At 71.0% G+C, this 17,372-nt stretch carries 8 protein-coding genes; all 8 read left to right on the forward strand.

Annotation, left to right across the window (positions count from 1 at the left end; all coding sequences use genetic code 11):
* Window positions 1-31: 31 nt before the first annotated feature.
* Window positions 32-1,774, forward strand: coding sequence for a gamma-glutamyltransferase (gene ggt / locus ACLIRP_RS02275; RefSeq protein WP_412062336.1), 1,743 nt, complete (start codon window positions 32-34; stop codon window positions 1,772-1,774).
* Between the two features lie 250 nt (window positions 1,775-2,024).
* Complete coding sequence (locus ACLIRP_RS02280) at window positions 2,025-5,162, forward strand: carboxypeptidase regulatory-like domain-containing protein (protein ID WP_412062337.1); 3,138 nt, start codon at window positions 2,025-2,027, stop codon at window positions 5,160-5,162.
* Window positions 5,163-5,376: 214 nt separating this feature from the next.
* Entirely contained in the window at window positions 5,377-7,611 is a 2,235-nt protein-coding gene (locus tag ACLIRP_RS02285) for a hypothetical protein (protein WP_412062338.1), read from the forward strand.
* A 51-nt stretch (window positions 7,612-7,662) separates the two neighbouring features.
* Entirely contained in the window at window positions 7,663-9,885 is a 2,223-nt protein-coding gene (locus ACLIRP_RS02290; protein ID WP_412062339.1) for a T9SS type A sorting domain-containing protein, read from the forward strand.
* Between the two features lie 163 nt (window positions 9,886-10,048).
* On the forward strand, window positions 10,049-11,668 hold the full coding sequence (locus tag ACLIRP_RS02295; protein WP_412062340.1) for a hypothetical protein: 1,620 nt from the start codon (window positions 10,049-10,051) through the stop codon (window positions 11,666-11,668).
* A 14-nt stretch (window positions 11,669-11,682) separates the two neighbouring features.
* On the forward strand, window positions 11,683-14,631 hold the full coding sequence (locus ACLIRP_RS02300) for a TonB-dependent receptor (RefSeq protein ID WP_412062341.1): 2,949 nt from the start codon (window positions 11,683-11,685) through the stop codon (window positions 14,629-14,631).
* 71 nt (window positions 14,632-14,702) lie between these two features.
* A complete protein-coding gene (locus ACLIRP_RS02305; protein WP_412062342.1) occupies window positions 14,703-15,713 on the forward strand; it encodes a PorV/PorQ family protein in 1,011 nt (336 codons plus the stop codon).
* A 53-nt stretch (window positions 15,714-15,766) separates the two neighbouring features.
* Window positions 15,767-17,098 carry a hypothetical protein gene (locus ACLIRP_RS02310; protein WP_412062343.1) on the forward strand — a complete coding sequence of 444 codons (1,332 nt, stop codon included), beginning with the start codon at window positions 15,767-15,769 and terminating at the stop codon, window positions 17,096-17,098.
* Window positions 17,099-17,372: the final 274 nt, after the last annotated feature.

Here is a 17,372-nt window from a genome sequence, read left to right on the forward strand (position 1 = left end):
GATAGGTTGAGGCCGTCCCACCCCGTCCGCCGTGACCCGCCTCGCCCCGCTCCTCGCCGTCCTCCTCCTCGCGTCCGCGTGCCGCGCGCAGCGGTCGCCCACGACGGGGCCCGTCCGCGCCGAGCGCGGGATGGTGGTCTCGGCCGAGGTCAACGCCTCCGCGGCCGGCGTCGAGGTGATGCGGGGCGGCGGGAACGCCGTCGACGCGGCCGTGGCGACCGGCTTCGCGCTCGCGGTCACGTTCCCCGTCGCCGGGAACGTCGGCGGCGGCGGGTTCATGGTGATCCGCTTCCCCGACGGCACGGCCACGACCATCGACTACCGCGAGACGGGCCCGGCGGCGGCCACGCGCGACATGTTCGTCGACGAGACCGGCGCCATCCAGCCCGAACTGAGCCGCCGTGGCGCGCTCGCCTCCGGCGTGCCCGGTGCCGTCGCCGGGCTGCTCCACGCGCATGAGACCTACGGCCGGGCGCCCCTCGCCGACGTGCTCGCGCCGGCGATCCGGCTGGCGGAGGGCTACCCGCTCAGCCGCGCGGAGGCCGAGCTGATGAACGCCTACGCGCCGCGCTTTGCCCCGTACCCGGGCACCGTCCGCCACTTTACTCAGGAGGGCGGCTACCAAGCCGGCGAGACGTTCCGCCAGCCCGAGCTGGCGGCCGTCCTGCGCCGGATCCGCGACGACGGCCGCGACGGGTTCTACACCGGCGAGACGGCACGGCTGATCGTCGCCGAGCAGGAGCGGGGGGGAGGCCTGATCACGCTGGCAGACCTCGCGGGCTACGAGCCCGTCGAGCGCGAGCCGGTTGTCGGTCTGTACCGGGGCCACCGGGTGATCTCGATGCCGCCGCCGTCGTCGGGCGGCGTCGCGCTGATCCAGATGCTGGATGCCGTCGAGCCGTTCCCCGTCGGCGGGCTCGGGTTCAACTCGTCGGCGACGGTCCACCTCATGGGGGAGGCCATGCGCCGCTCGTTCGCCGACCGCGCCCGCTACCTCGGCGACCCCGATTTTTCCGACATCCCGACGAGGGCTCTCATCGACCCCGCGTACACGGCGGGCCGGATGGCCGACTTCGACCCGGCGCGCGCCGACTCCAGCACGGGCGTCGACGGCGGGCTGGCGGAGTCGATGCAGACGACGCACTACTCGGTCGTCGACGAGGAGGGCACGGCCGTCTCGGTCACGACGACGCTGAACGGCGGGTTCGGGTCGCTGGTCGTGGTCGAGGGCGCCGGGTTCTTCCTCAACAACGAGATGGACGACTTCACGTCCGCGCCGGGCCAGCCCAACATGTTCGGGCTCGTGCAGGGCGAGGCGAATGCCGTCAGGCCCGGCCGCCGGATGCTGTCGTCGATGACGCCGACGATCGTGGAGGACCCCGAGGGCCGGCTTCGGCTGGTCGTCGGGAGCCCCGGTGGCCCGCGCATCATCACGGCGACGTACCAAGCCATCCTGAACGTGATCGACCACGGGATGGACATCCAGGAGGCCGTCGCCGCGCCGCGCGTCCACCACCAGTGGCTGCCGGACGTGCTGTACTACGAGAACCAGGGGCTGGCGCTCGACGCCGTCGTCGCGCTCATCGAGCGGGGCTGGGCCGTCGACGAGTCGGCCGGCTACTGGAGCCGCGTCGACGCCATCGAGGTCGTCTACGACGAGGCGCGGTCGTCGACCGACCCGTCGGGCCTGGACGCGGTCGAGGCGGGCACGGCGGGCCGGGTGCTGCTGGGCGGCGCCGACCCGCGCGGCGAGGACGCGGCCGTCGGGTACTGAGCGGCGCCCGCGGATCGGCGCCCCCCGTCCTGCGGGGCCAACGGGGCGGTACTCATGGATCGCCCACCTTCGCGGGCCGGAGCGCCCAGTCGCCCGGTTTGTGAGGACCCCGTGAGGGCGTGGTTATCGGGCCGTTAAACCGGCGGGGCTCATCCGATCTGCACCGGGCGGAGGCGAGGCAATGGATAGGTTCGCCGTGTCCTCCCGGTGTCGCTCCGGCGCCGAGTCTTCCGCCCCCCCCCGATCCTCCATGCGTACCTCTACGCTCCGCCGGCTCAGCCTCGCCCTCGCGGCGCTCGCGCTGTTCGCCGGCACCCCCACCGCCTCTGCCCAGGGCGTCACGACGGCCGCCATCAACGGCACCGTCGTCGACGACGCCGGCGTCGGCCTGCCCGCCGCCTCCGTCCTGGCCGTCCACGAGCCCTCGGGCACGCGCTACGGCATCTCGACGCGCGCCGACGGCCAGTACAACCTGCGCAACCTCCGCGTGGGCGGCCCCTACACGCTCACCGTCTCGTTCGTCGGCTACACGACGGTCCAGATCACGGACATCGTCCTGGAGCTGAGCGAGAACCAGCAGGTCGACGTCCAGCTGACGCCCGAGAACGCGACGATCGGCGAGGCCGTCGTCGTCGGGCAGTCGAACGCGATCATCTCGTCGTCCAACATCGGCACGGGCACGAACGTCTCCGAGGAGGAGATCGAGCGGCTCCCGACGATCTCGCGCAGCCTGACCGACTTCACGCGGCTCACGCCCCAGTTCTCGCAGGTCGGGACGGGCAGCGAGGCCGGCTCGTCGGTCGGCGGCACCGCCAGCCGCTACAACAACATCCAGGTCGACGGCGCGGCGCTCAACGACGCCTTCGGGCTCGAGAGCTCCGGCTCGCCGGGCGGCTCGTCCGGCACGCAGCCGATCTCGCTCGACGCCGTCAGCGAGTTCCGCGTGGCGATCGCGCCGTACGACGTGACGCAGGGTGGCTTCACCGGCGGCAACATCAACGTCATCACGCGCTCGGGCACGAACGCCTTCACGGGCTCGGTCTACGGGCTCGGCCGCAACCAGGACCTGGTCGGCTCCGACGTCGACGGCGAGGCCTTCGGCGACTTTACCGACGTGACGTACGGCGGCCGCCTCGGTGGGCCGATCCTGCGTGACAAGCTGTTCTTCTTCGGCAGCGTCGAGATCGGCGACACCAACGAGCCGATCGTCGCCACGTTCAACGACGTGGCCGCCGCCCAGGAGATCCAGAGCATCCTGTCGTCGCAGTACGGCCGCGAGACGGGCGACCTCGGCGCCTTCGACGCCGCCACGACCTCGACCAAGGTCTTCGGCCGGCTCGACTACAACCTGAGCGCCGCCAACAAGCTCACGGCCCGGTTCAACTACGTCCAGGGCCGCAAGGACGACGGCATCTCGCGCAGCGGCTCCTTCTACACCCTGGAGGACCGGCTCTACACGCGCCAGAACACGAACACCTCGTCCGTCGTCGAGCTCAAGAGCATCCTGGGCCAGAACATGGCCAACCTGTTCCGCGCCTCGCTCCAGACGAACCGCCAGCCCTCCGTGCTGGAGTTCCCGGCGTTCCCGTCCATCGAGATCCGCGGTCTCAACACCGACGGCCGCTCGACGATCGTCGCCGGCCCGGACCAGTTCCGCGGCGCCAACAACATCGACGCCGACGTGCTCGAGATCGCCAACGACTTCAACTACTTCGTGGGCGACCACGTCGTGACGGTCGGCACGCAGAACACGTTCTCGCAGTTCTCGAACCTGTTCATCCGCAACTTCTACGGGTACTACCGCTTCAACAACCTCGAGGACTTCCGCAACGCACGGCCCTCGCGCTACGAGCGGAACTACTCGGCGATCCCGGGCGAGGACCGGCCGCTCGCCGACTTCGCGTACGCCAACTTCAGCCTCTACGCTCAGGACGAGTGGTCCGGCATCGAGAACCTCAAGCTGACGGCCGGCTTGCGGGTCGACATGGCGAACTACTTCGACCAGCCGTCGCAGGCGTACGCCGCCAGCAACGGCGCCTCGTTCGAGAGCCTGTTCGGGTTCGACAACACCGAGGTGCCCAACGGCAACCCGGTCTTCCAGCCGCGCTTCGGGTTCAACTACTCCTTGCCGGAGACCGCGACCCAGGTCCGCGGCGGCACGGGCCTGTTCAACGGCTCCAACCCGGCCGTCTGGATCTCGAACTCGTTCTCCAACGACGGCACGCTGCTGGGCGGCGTCGCGGTCTTCAGCGCCAACGACATCGCGGCCGCTGGCGGCTTCCGGACCGACCCGGCCAACCAGTACACCGCCGCTGACTTCGGCTTCGCCGAGGGCTCGGCCGAGATCAACCTGACGGACCCCGACTTTAAGTCGCCGACCGTCTGGCGCTCGAACCTCGCCGTCGACCAGCAGCTCCCGGGCGGCTTCGTCGCCACGGGCGAGCTCCTCTACACCGACGTCGTCGACGGCGTCCAGTGGAAGAGCCTCAACCGCGAGCCGTTCGTGCTCGACCCGACCACGGTCGACGGCCGCAACGCCCAGCGCCGCGCCGCGATCTCGAACGACTACCAGGACGTGATCGTGCTCACGAACACGGACCGCGGCTACGCCATCAACGCGACGGCCCAGCTCCAGAAGCCGCTCGGCACGGGCGCCATGCCCGCGCTCGGCACCAGCCTGAGCTACACGTTCGGCGAGGTCAAGGACATCAACTCCGTGACCTCCAGTCAGGCGCGCTCGAACGTCCGCGACCTCACGATCGGGCTCGACGTCAACGACCCGCCGACGACGACCTCGAACTTCGAGGTGGCCCACCGCGTGCTCGCGACGGCCTCGTATCGCCTGAGCTACGCCGACCGGTTCGCGACGACGCTCTCGCTGATCTACGACGGCCAGGCCGGCCGCCCGTTCTCGTACGTCTACTTCCGGGGCGACGACCTCAACGGCGACGGCTTCGACCGGGCCGACCTCATCTACGTCCCGAACGACCGGAGCGAGGTGGTGATGAGCGACGAGGACTACGCCGCGTTCGACGCCTTTATCGAGGCGAACGAGGACCTCCGCCGCCAGCGGGGCCAGATCTTCGAGCGGAACTCGACGCGCGCGCCCTGGCTCCACTTCCTCGACGCCCGTATCGCCCAGAGCATCGAGACGCTGACGGGCCAGAACGTCGAGATCACGCTCGACATCCAGAACGTCTTCGACCTGCTCGGCTCCGACCTCGGCGACGTCGAGACGGTCGGCGACCGGTTCGACCTGGTCGACTTCCGGGGCTACGACGCCGACGGCCGTCAGATCCTGGAGTTCGAGACGCCCGAGACGGTCGCGGAGGTCAGCGACTTCGCCTCGCGCTGGCGGATGCAGCTCGGCCTGCGCTACAACTTCTAGCGCCCGACCGACGCGACCAGGCCGTGCGGCCCCGCCCTCTCCGGAGAGGGCGGGGCCGCACTCGTTTTAACGGGTTGGGCCAGGGCATCCCGATCCGCCCCGCACACAGGCCGCACCCGTGCCCTCACTTCACCCGGGCTCCCTAGCGTCCGGCGGAGGTCTGGATACATTCCGGTGTCCGGCCGCCTGGCGGCACCCACCGACTCCACGTTCCATGACGATCCTGCGGGCCGCGTTCGCGGCCGTGCTCCTGGCCTCCTGCGCCCTGCTGGCGCCCGCCAGCGCTCAGCCCTTCGAGCGCGTCGCCACCGACGTCGGCGACACGGGCCTGTCCCAGACGAACGTGGGGACGCTGGGCCGCCCCGGCGTCCGCAACGACCCCGCCGGGCTCCCGTCGTTCGAGTACCCGCTCGGGTCCGGCGTCGAGCACCTCTTCGAGGCCGGCCTGTGGGTCGGCGGCCGCCGCGCCGACGGCGTCATCACGGTCCGCACGGGCGCCGTCACGACCGGCGGCGGGTACACGCCTGGCGCGGCGGGCTTCGAGTTCGCGCCCGAGGCCGTCTTCACGCGGCAGTCGTCGCTGGCGACGAGCCCCTTTTTCTCGCCCTTCGCGACGAGCCAGCAGGACTTCCTGACGGTCTACTCCGACACGGCGGCCGTCCTGCCCGGCACGAACACGCCGCAGCCCGACGTCCAGAACAAGCTGGGGCTGACCGTCGAGCAGCGGTCGTACGCCTGGAGCTTCCCGTTCACGGAGTACTTCGTGATCGTCGAGTACAAGATCACGAACACCTCCAGCCAGCCCATCGACGACGTCTGGGTCGGGATCTGGGACGACTTGGTCGTCCGCAACGTGGTCACGACGACCGAGGGCGGCGGCGCGTTCTTCAACAAGGGCGCGCGCGGCGTCTTCGGCTACCCCCGCTACGACGCCGACACCGGCGCGCTCCTGGAGGCGGCGACCGACAGCCAGTTCGTGAGCTACGCCTTCAACGCGGGCGGCGTCGAGGAGAGCCTCAACACGTACGGCTCGGTCGCCTTCCTGGGCGCGGAGTGGGAGGACGCGGGCGGCGGCGGGCGGTCGGCCGCGACGCGCTTTTTCCACCCGTTCGTGGCCGACGAGTACGCCGGCCTCGGGCTCGCGTCGCCGGTCTTCAACCCGCGCTTCTGGCTCTTCAGCGACCCCACACCCGGCCTCTCGCGCCCGGCCGACGACCTCGAGCGCTACGAGCGGATGCAGCAGCCCTTCCCGGCCCCGGCGGGCTTCGACTCGCAAGCCGAGTACCTCGCCGCCCGCGATGCCTTCTACGGCGACGGCTCGGGCGAGGGCCAGCTCCAGACCGCCGGGCGCGTCGCCCAGGGCAACTGGATCGGGCTGAGCTCCGTCGGCCCGTTCCCGTCGCTGGCGCCGGGCAAGAGCGTCACGGCCACGTTCGCGCTCGTCGCCGCCCTCAAGCCCGACGAGTTCCAGACGGTCCCGGCCGGCCGGCAGGCCGACACCGAGGCCTCGCGCGCCCAGCTCCGCAACAACGTGTTCTGGGCGCAGGAGACGTATGCCGGCGAGGACGCCAACTACAACGGCCGGCTCGACGCGGGCGAGGACCTCAACGGCAACGGCGTGCTCGACCGCTTTTTGATTCCGTCGCCGCCGTCGTCGCCCCTGTTGCGCGTCGAGCTCGAGGAGGGCGCGGCCGTCTTGTACTGGGACGCCGCCGCCGAGGGCTCCGTCGACCCCGTCACCGGGCGGCAGGACTTCGAGGGCTACCGCATCTACCGCTCCGACCCCGGCGACGACCGCGACGGGAACGTGCTCGGCGAGGCCGGGCTCATCGCCCAGTACGACCGCCCGGGCAACGACGTCGGCTTCAACAACGGCTTCGAGGCCATCCGCCTCGACACGCCCGCGACCTTCCCCGGCGACGCGGCCACGTACGAGTACCGCTTCGTGGCCGACGGCCTGCTCGACGGGTTCCAGTACGCCTTCTCCGTGACCGCCTTCGACGCCGGCGACGACGTGTCGGGCCTGCGCTCGCTCGAGTCGTCGGTCGTCTCGAACGCCGTCCGCGTCTTCCCCGGCCCGGCGCCCGGAAGTGCGCCGACCGTCGGCGTCTTCCCCAACCCGTACCGCGTCCGCGCGGCGTGGGACGGGCCACTGGCGACCCAGCGCAAGCTGTACTTCACGGGCCTGCCGGCGCGCTGCCAGATCCGCGTCTACACGTTGGCCGGCGAGATCGTCACCGAGCTCGACCACGACGCCGCCACCTACACCGGCGACATCCGCTGGTTCAACGACTTTGCCGCGGGCGAGCGCGAGGTGGCCGGCGGCACGCACGCCTGGGACATCCTGTCCGACAACGCGCTCCGCATCTCGTCCGGCCTGTACCTCTTCTCGGTCCAGGACCTCGACTCCGGCGACATCCAGACCGGCAAGTTCGTCATCCTTCGCTAGGCGCCCCGGCGCCGTCGTCCCCCCGACGTCTTCTCACACCTCCCCCACACCATGCGACTCTCTACTCTCGCCGTCTTCGCCGCCGTGCTGGCGCTCGCCGCCCCGGCGGCCGCCCAGTGCACCGGCACGGCCGGCACCGACTTCCAGGACGTCACGATCCGTGACATCAACATGCTCCCGGCCGGCAACGTCGACGCCCTCGTGGCTGGCGGCGCGAGCCTGGAGATCGCCGACATCCAGGCGCTCACGGCGCCGGCCCTGTTGGGCGAGCGCGTCCAGTTCACGGCCGTCCTGCTCACGGACCCGTTCAAGTCGGGCATCCGCAGCCTCAACGGTCAGGGCATCCCCGGCGGCGTCCACACCTTCATGCGCGACGTGGCTGCGGCTAGCGACGGCGTCGAGGGCATGGGCACCCAGGTCATCGACTTCTCGGGCTCGGGCACGCTCCAGGCCTTCTTCCCCGGTGACGAGCTCGTCATCTGCGGCGAGGTCCAGGTGTTCACCGGCAGCGGGGGCTCGTCGAGCCAGCTCGCGGTCGAGAGCGCCACGGCCACGGGCACCGTCTACGGCCCCGAAGACCCGCTCATGCAGCCGGTCGTCGTGACCTCCGGCGATGTCCACAACACATTCAACGTCGACGGCGAGATCAAGTCGCAGATCGACTGGGCCCGCTACGAGGAGTTCAACGGCCAGTTCGTCCGCTTCGAGGAGATCGAGCTTCTCCAGGGCGTCAACGACGGGGACCGCCCCAACCTCCTCCTCTCGACGCCTGGCGAGGACGCCCAGATCAACACCTACGACACCTCGGTCTGCTTCCGGAACGACCGCGGCCCGGAGTACTTCCCGACGGCCGGCTCCGCCCCGGACTGCATCGACGAGCCCTTCGTGGCGCCCGCCTCAGGCATCGTCAACGTCCAGGGCTTCCTGAGCTTCCAGGGCGACGACGGCAACTTCAACTACGCCGTCCCGCGCGGCGCCAACTTCGTCGTCAACCCGTTCGAGGAGTCCGACTTCGAGATCGCCTTCGCGGCGCCGATCGTGGCCGTCGACGACCTCGGGCTGACCCGGCCGGGCGACTTCGTGGTGACGACGACCATCGTGCCGGGCACGCCGGGCAACACGATCGCGAGCGCCCAGCTGACCTACTCCGTGTCGAGCGGCGCCACGGGCACCGTCGACCTGACGAACACGTCGGGCGACGTCTACGAGGGCACCATCCCCGGCCTGGTCGCCGGCGACTTCGTGACGTTCTCGGTCACGGCGACCGACAGCCAGAACAGCGCCAGCCTGCCCACGGACGCCATCACGAGACTGGTCGTGGAGGGCGCCATCGACTCCATCTTCCAGGTCCAGGCGACCGTCGACGGCGGCGAAGGCGACAGCGGCGTCACGACGCGCGAGGCCGTCGCGTTCGACCTCGACGCGGTCGTGCAGACGGCCTACGCGTCGTCCAACTCGACGCCGCGCTTCCAGGCCACCATCCAGGACGACCCGTCGCTCGGCCCGTTCTCGGGCGTGCTGATCGACTTCGGCACGTCGGAGGACCCGGGCCTGACGGTCGGCGATCGGATCACGATCACGTCGGCGCGGGTGACCGAGTTCAGCGGCGCGACCCAGTTGACCGACGTCGACTTCACGGTGACGGGCTCCGGCGAGCCGTACGCGGCCAAGGTGGTCACCACCGGGCTGTTCAGCGGCGACGACGGCGCGGCCGCGGCCGAGCAGCACGAGGGCATCCTGGTGCGCGTCGAGAACGCCTCCATCGCGGACGTCAACCCGGATGCGCCGAACAACTTCGGCGAGTTCGCGATCGCGAGCGACGGCGAGGACGAGCTCCGCGTGGACGACACGGCCGCCGAGGTGGCCGGGATCAACGGCGACGTGGTGGTCGGCCAGGAGGTCACGGTCGAGGGGTACCTCACCACCTCGTTCGGCAACACCAAGATCGCGCTGGTCGACGCCGACGCGATCGTGCTCGGCCCGGTCTCGCGCGAGGGCGACCTGGCGACGGGCGCCGTCCGCATCGTGGGCGCCTTCCCGAACCCGGCCGCCGGCACCGCCCGCGTCCGCTTCGCGCTCGCGACGACCGCCGACGTGTCGCTCCGCGTGTTCGACACGACGGGCCGCCAGGTGATGACGCTGGCCGACGGCGCCCGCACCGCCGGCAGCCACGACGTCAGCGCCGACCTCTCGGGCTTGGCCTCGGGCGTCTACGTGCTCCGCCTCGTCGCCGACGGCGACGTGGCCACGGCGCGGATGGCCGTCGTCCGGTAACACGGACCCCTGCTTGCCGGCCGGCCGGCGTGTAACAGCGCCGGCCGGTCCTTTCTCTTCGATGCTCCCCGCCCCCGTGACTCGATCGACCTCTGGGTGTCCTACGCCGTCCTCTCTCCCCACGGGAGAGGGACAGGGTGAGGGCCGGTTCTCCTCGACGCCCGTGTGGCGGCTCGCGCCGCTCGCGCTGGCGCTGGTCGCCCTCGCCGCCTGCGACGCCGGGTTCGACGGCGCCGCCGACGGCAACGCGGCCCCCGAGACCGAGCTGTCGGTCCGCTCGACCGACCTCCGCGAGGACCTCGGCACGCGCCGCCTGATCTCGACGGTCGACGTCGCGTGGTCCGGCACCGACCCCGACGGTGTGGTGACGGCGTACGACGTCCGCTCCTTCCAGGTCGACGCCCCGCCGGCCGCCGAGACGGGGTGGGCCCGCACGACGCGCCGCGACTCGACGATCCGGCTCGAGATCCCCGCCGGCGCCTCGACCGCGGACGTCGTCGTCGAGGTCCGCGCCGTCGACGACCAGGGCGCGCTCGACCCGACGCCCGCCCGGACGGTCTTCCCGATCGTCAACTCCAACCCGACGCTGCGGCTCGTCGGCGCCGAGGCCCCGCCGGACTCGACGTGGCCCGTGATCTCGTTCTCCCTCGCCGCCAACGACATCGACGGCGAGGGCAACCTGTCGGGCATCGAGATCGCGCTCAACGACACCACGGCGTTCGTCCGCCTCGACCCCGACGTGACGTTCGTGTCGCTCGTCGCCGCCGACCCCCGCGCGAGCACGACGGACGCGCGCGTGTTTTCGGGCCGCGCCTTCCGCAATACCGGCCAGACGCTGCCCGGCCTGCACCTCGACGCCGACAACGTGGTCTACCTCCGCGCCGTCGACGCCGCCGAGGCCTTCAGCGCGACCGTCCGCTACCCCGCGCTCGACGTCGACGGGGCCCCGACCGGCGTGCTCTTCGTCCGCCGCGTGACGAGCGACGTGCTGCTCGTCAACGACGTCCGGCAGGGCGCGCCGGGCCCCGTGCTCGGCATCGCTCGCGACGCGCTCGCCGCGCAGGGGACGGCCTCGTACGACGAGTGGGACCTGTCGGGCACGCCGCTGACGGCCGCGGCGCCCCAGTTCTCGGCGGCCCTCCCGACGACGCCCGACCCGACGCTGCGCCAGGTCGTCGCGCTGTGGGACCGGATCTACTGGGTCTCGAGCGCGGTCACCAACACGTCGGTCGGCAATAACCTGCCGCGCGCGGCGAGCGTGATGGACCTCTTCTTCGAGAACGGCGGCCGGATCATGGTCCAGGTCCCGGTCACGCTGCCCCAGGGCACGGACGTGGGCGGGACCGCCAACGCGGCCATCGACATCCTGCCGCTCGGCGACTTGATCACGTTCCCCGACGGCGTCCGCTCGCTCCGCGCGAACGCGGGCACGCTCGTCCGGCCCCAGGAGCCCGTCCCCGGCGTCGGCCAGCCGCTGCCGACCCTCCGTGCCGACCGCCTGATCACGAGCGCGCTGCCGTACGCCGTCGGGCCCGACGACATCCCGCTGTACCGGATGTCGTTCTACGAGAACAACGTGCCGACCGACACCTGGACCGGGCCCGAGGTCGTCGCCTCGATCCGCGCCGACCGGCGCTCGGCGCTCTTCGCGCTCCCGCTCTTCGCCGGGCCCAACCCGCTGTTCGTCGCCGACGACGGCCGGAACGGCGTCGTCGCCGCGCTCGCGATGATGCTCGACGGCCTCGACTTCCCGACGGGCTCCGGCCGCCTCGCCACGCGCTGATGCCGACCTCCCTTATGACCCTCTCCCGTCTCGGCGCGCTCGCGCTCGTCCTGCTGGCGCTCGCCGCCAGCGGCCCGGCCGCCGCCCAGGGCGCCATCGCCGGCACCGTCGTCGACCCCGACAGCGGGTTCCCCATCATCAACGCCAGCATTTTCGTGCTCGGCACCACGCGCGGCGCGGCCAGCGACCTCGACGGCAACTACCGCATCGAGGGGCTGCGCGCGGGCGACTACACCGTCCGCGTCTCGTACGTCGGCTACGCGACCAAGGAGTTCACCGGCATCAACGTCCAGAACGGGCAGACGACCCAGCTCGACGTCGAAATGGAGGAGGCGTTGCTCGGGTCCGAGAACGAGGTTGTGGTCATCGGCGAGGCGCCGCTGATCGATGTCGAGCGCGCCGAGAGCGCGTACACGATCTCCGAGGAGCAGATCGACGCCCGGCCCGTCCGCGACGTGCAGGACGTGATCTCGAACCAGGCCGGCGTGACGCAGGACCCCACGGGCCTCTACATCCGCGGCGGCCGCGCGACCGAGACCGGCTACGTCGTCGACGGCGTCAGCGCCAAGGACCCGCTCGCGGGCACGGGCTTCGGGCTCGACTTGGGCGCGAACGCGCTCCGCGAGGTCGAGGTCGTCACGACCGGTGCCGACGCGAGCGTGGGCGACGCGACGTCGGGCGTGGTCTCGATCCGCACGCGCGAGGGGACCGACTCGTTCGAGGCCGCCGCCTCCATCCAGCGCGACGACTTCGGCGGCGACTGGGGCTCGTCGTTCAACGAGGACAACATCGAGGCGTCGATCGCCGGGCCGATCTGGCCGGGCAAGATCCGCTTCTTCGCGTCCGGCCAGGGCACCTTCGGCGACGGCTTCGAGCGGACGCTCACGACGCCCGACTCGTCGTTCTCCTCCGTCCCGGGCCAGGTCAACAGCTCCATCGTCGACGGCGACGTGTGGGCGCCGCGCCGGGGCAACCGGTGGAACGGGCTCGGCAAGCTGGTCTTCCTGCCGCGCGGCGGGATGAAGCTCGTCGGCAGCTACCAGCGGTCGCTGGCGGTTAACCAGAACACGCGGATGCTGCGGATCACGGGCAACGACGCCGTCGTCGCGCCGGGCTTCCAGTACAACTTCGCGCTCCAGCCCGACCAGGCCAACACGTACACCCAGGACGCCAACCTCGCGTACCTGCTGTTCACGCACGCCGTCGGCCGCCAGTCGATCTACGAGCTCCAGGTCTCGCGCCTGTTCACGCGGCTTCGCGCGGATGCCAACGGCCGCGACTGGCGCCCCGACAACGTCGACTCCGAGCTCGACCCGTTCTCGATCCCCGGCTTCCCCGGCTCCGTCTTCGGCGACCCCACGAACGTCCCCGCCGACACGGCGCTCTTCGTGCTCCCCGGCCCGGGCTTCTTCAACAACGGCGGCGTCGCGACCGACTGGCACGACCACTTCGCCGAGCAGGTCACGGCCCGGGGCGAGTTCACCCACTTCACCGCGTCCGAGGCCTACGAACTGACGGCCGGCGGCGAGGTGACGCTCAACGACTACCAGTGGATCGACATCTCGCGGCCCTGGGTCGGCGCCCCGATCCAGCTGCCCGACGGGACGTTCACGCAGTCGAACCGCCTGGGCCAGTCGTCGGACATCTGGCGCGTCAAGCCGCGCCGCGCGTCGCTGTACTCGACGCACCGGTTCCGCTACAACGGGCTCATCGCGAGCGTCGGCGCCCGCTTCGAGGGCTGGGCGGCCGGCAAGTACGTCGACGACCTGGTCGCCGACTCCGCGTTCACGATCCCCGTCGCGCTCCGCGAGCAGTACCTCGACGAGACGACCTCGCTGTTCGGGCTGCGCTGGAAGGCGCGGCTCCTGCCGAAGCTCAACGTCAGCTTCCCGATTCGCGACAACCAGGTGCTGTTCTTCAGCTACGGCCACTCGATGCGCCTGCCGCACCCGACCTACGTCTACACGAACCTCGACCCGTTCTACCAGGACCGCTCGTTCTTCTCCGACCTCGGCAACCCGACGCTCGACCCCGAGATCGACATCGCCTACGAGCTGGGCGTCCGCAACCAGATCACGGCGAACGACGCGCTCAACGTGACCGCGTTCTGGCGCGACAAGTTCGACTTTATCACCGTGGCCTCGGTCTCGATCGCGGATGCGACGGGCCGTGAGACCTCGCGCGCGCTCCGTGTCAACGGCGACTTCGCGCGCGTCCGCGGCGTCGAGGTGAGCTACACCAAGCGCGTCTCGGACTGGTTTATCGGCCAGTTCTCCGGCAGCTACTCGCGGGCGACGGGCCTGTCGTCGACCAACAACGACGCGCTCCAGGACCTCATCCAGGACGGCAACACGGACAACACGTTCGAGACGCCGCTCGCGTGGGACCGCCCGCTCGACCTCAAGATCTCGGGCACGTTCCGCCGCGACGCCGACACGCCCCTCCTCGGGATCCCCGGCCTCAACCGCTACCGCGTCTTCCTGCAGACGACGTTCCGCAGCGGCCAGCGCTACACGCCGGTCGAGTTTTTGGGCAACGAGGTCAACCCGTTCACCGGCGAGCGCGACTGGCGCCCGATCTACGAGACCGTCGACGACCCCGCGCTCCGCTTTTCCGAAGTCGGCAAGCCGTGGTGGTACTTCGACCTCCGGGTCGAGCGCAAGCTGGGCCTCGGCGCCAGCGATCTCAACCTGTCGCTCGAGGTCGAGAACCTGTTCAACCAGCGGAACAGCGTGATCATCAACCCGGTGACGGGCGAGGCCTACCCGGAGATCGAGGTGCCCGAGGGCCAGGACCCCCGCGCCTACCTCGAGTCGCTCCGCGGCGACGCCCGCTACGACGTGCCGGGCTTCCTGCGCGACCCCCGCTACGAGGACCCCAACTCGTCGGGCGTCCCGCCCTTCAACCCGGCCCGCTTCCTGGCCCCCCGGCACATCGTGTTCGGGCTGAGCTACAAGTTCTGATCGTATTGCGTGTTGCGTGTTGCGTGCCTCGCGGCGCGGATACGCAATACGGAACACGCAACACTCTGACCATGCCCACAACGCTCCTCCGCCTTGGCCTGCTGCTGGTGCTCCTCGCGAGCGCCACCTCTGGCGCCTCCGCCCAGCTCCTGCCCGCGTATGGCGAGGACCGGGCGGGCACGGCTGGCTTCCAGTTTCTCGAGGTGCCCGTCGACCCGCGCGGCGCGGCGCTCGGCGGGGCCGCCGTGGCGACGGCGACCGACGCCTCGGCGCTGTTCTGGAACCCCGCGCTCGCCGCGCGCGGCGCCCGGACGCAGGTCGCCGGCGCCACGCTCGCGTACTTCGCCGACGTCGACCTCAACTACGCCGCGGTCACCCAGCGCGTCGGCGCGTTCACGGTCGGCGCCCACCTCCAGACGCTCGACTCGGGCGACATGGCGGTGACGACCGAGTTCTCGGGCCCGAGCGGGACGGGCCAGACGTTCCGCTACATCGGCATGGTCGGCGGCGTCACCGTCGGCCAGGCGCTGACCGACCTGTTCTCGTACGGCGTCACGGCGAAGGTCGCGCGCGAGGCCGCCGCGGACGTGGCGATGACCGTCCCGCTCATCGACCTCGGGGTCGCCTACAGCGTCGGCACGACGGGCGCCCGGATCGGCGTCGCGATCCGGAACTTCGGGCTCAACGGACAGGCGTCGGGCGAGATCGAGCGCCAGACGGTCGAGGGCGAGGTCGTCGTCGAGGACCAGTTTGAGGACGTCGTCCCGCCGACGACGTTCATGCTGGGCGTCGGCTACGACGTGATGCGCACCGGCGACCATGCGCTGACGGTCTCGGGCCAGCTCACCAACCCCAACGACAACGCCGAGCGGTTCAACGTCGGCGCCGAGTACGTCTGGGCCGAGCTCCTGTCCCTCCGCGCCGGCTACCGCTTCGGCGCCGAGGAGGCCGTCCTGCCCACGCTCGGGTTCGGCGTCGAGGTCCCCGGCCTGGGCACGCGCCGCCTGCGCGCCGACTACGGCTTCGAGCAGCTCGAGCGGCTCGGCACGACGCACCGCGTCGGCGTCTCCGTCCAGCTCTGATGACGACTCCGGATCCGGCCCGCCCCGCAGCCCCGCTTTTGCACTCCGCCCCCATGCTCCGCTCCGCCGTTCTCCGCCCGCTGTCGGCCCTCGTCCTGCTCGCGCTCGTCGCCAGCGGGTGCGACGCCGTGCTCGGCTCGAAGCAGGACGAGACCACCGACGAGATCTTCGAGCAGGGCCAGACCGACCCGACGCTCGTCGACGACGTCGGCTACGTCCCGCTGAACCCGTTTTACACCCAGGGCTTTGGGGGCGTCTTTCAGAACCCGGTCGACGTCTACGTCGGCTACGACGAGTTCGTCTACGTCGCCGACGACCGGGGCGTCCACGTGCTCGACCTCGCCGGCCGGCCGCAGTTCCTGCTCGACACCGTCGAGGGCCAGCCGCTCCGCGACATCACGGCGATCGTGCAGGACCGCAAGCTGGACCTCTACGTCGCCGCGCGGCGCGACACGACCGTGGTCGGCGCGGAGTGCCCGTCGCCGGGCGGCCCGGAGGCCTGCGACTTGGCCGTCGTCTACCGCATTTCGGGCCTGACGACGGGCACGCCGCGCGTGGCCGACATCCTCTGGCATCCCTTCGACGACGGCAGCCGCCGCTTTACGCGCTTCGAACTGCCCGACGTCTACAGCACGGGCGCCAGCGACGAGGACGCCGAGTTCACGGGCGTCGCCACGCTCGCCGACAACCGCCTGTACGTGACCCGGCGGGGGCCAGTCAACGCGACGGCAACGGGCCGGCCGAGCCAGGCCTTCGCCCCCTTCAACGCCTTCATCCAGTACACGGCGACCGGCGAGTACATCCAGTACGTCCGCGCGCTCACGCCCGACCGCGCGTCACTCCTCAGCGCGTACTACCCGTCCGACGTGCTGACCTTCGTCGGTCCCCCGCAACGGGCCTCGATCTCGCAGAACGACAACTTTATGCTGGCGCTCGCGCCGCCCGCCGGCCTCCCCACGCCGACGTACGGCGTCGTCTCCGTCAACGTCGTCGAGACGACGGACGGGACCGAGTACCGCGTCGACTCCGGCCGTTTGGGCGCCGCTGGCAACCCGGACGCGGGCGACGGCGCGCTGTTCGAGGCGGGCCAGTTCGTCCGCCCCACGAGCCTCGCCTATGCGGCCGACCAGACGGGCTACACGTTCGTGCTCGACGCGGGCAAGGACAGCCTGTTCGTGTTCAACCCGAACGGCATCGAGGGCGTGGCCCCGCCGCCGGGCTCGGGCTCCACGCGCCCCGTCCGCGCCTCGTTCGGCGGCACGGGTGCCGGCCCGCTCCAGTTCGACAACCCCCAGGGCGTCGCCTACTACCAGCGCGTGGTCTACGTCGCCGACACCGGCAACGGCCGGATCGCGCGGTACCGCCTGAACACGGACTTCGAGTAGGCTCGCTGCGCTGGCTACCGCCGACCTCCAGTTCGCGGGATTAGGGCTTGGAAGGGTCACTGCCCTGCTGCGGATCCCCGGTCGCCCGCGGTCAATCCCTCCGCGTCGTGCCCTCGCTCCTCGGGAGAGGCCCGTTGAAGGCGTCCTGCTGGTGCAAGCTCACCGCTGGCACTGTGCCGATCGCCCTCCCCCGGCCCCTCCCGTCCGGGAGGGGAGGTCGGGGTTGAGGCGTCGGGCGGTTCCGCAAGCAGGGCGAACGCAAGCCTGGCCTACG

Source organism: Rubrivirga halophila, assembly GCF_046845755.1.
Taxonomy (GTDB): domain Bacteria; phylum Bacteroidota; class Rhodothermia; order Rhodothermales; family Rubricoccaceae; genus Rubrivirga.

Coding starts and splice junctions, on each gene's coding strand:
- ACLIRP_RS02300 (WP_412062341.1), top strand. CDS start 11,683: ATGACCCTCTCCCGTCTCGGCGCGCTCGCGCTCGTCCTGCTGGCGCTC.
- ACLIRP_RS02285 (WP_412062338.1), top strand. CDS start 5,377: ATGACGATCCTGCGGGCCGCGTTCGCGGCCGTGCTCCTGGCCTCCTGC.
- ACLIRP_RS02280 (WP_412062337.1), top strand. CDS start 2,025: ATGCGTACCTCTACGCTCCGCCGGCTCAGCCTCGCCCTCGCGGCGCTC.
- ACLIRP_RS02290 (WP_412062339.1), top strand. CDS start 7,663: ATGCGACTCTCTACTCTCGCCGTCTTCGCCGCCGTGCTGGCGCTCGCC.
- ACLIRP_RS02310 (WP_412062343.1), top strand. CDS start 15,767: ATGCTCCGCTCCGCCGTTCTCCGCCCGCTGTCGGCCCTCGTCCTGCTC.
- ACLIRP_RS02305 (WP_412062342.1), top strand. CDS start 14,703: ATGCCCACAACGCTCCTCCGCCTTGGCCTGCTGCTGGTGCTCCTCGCG.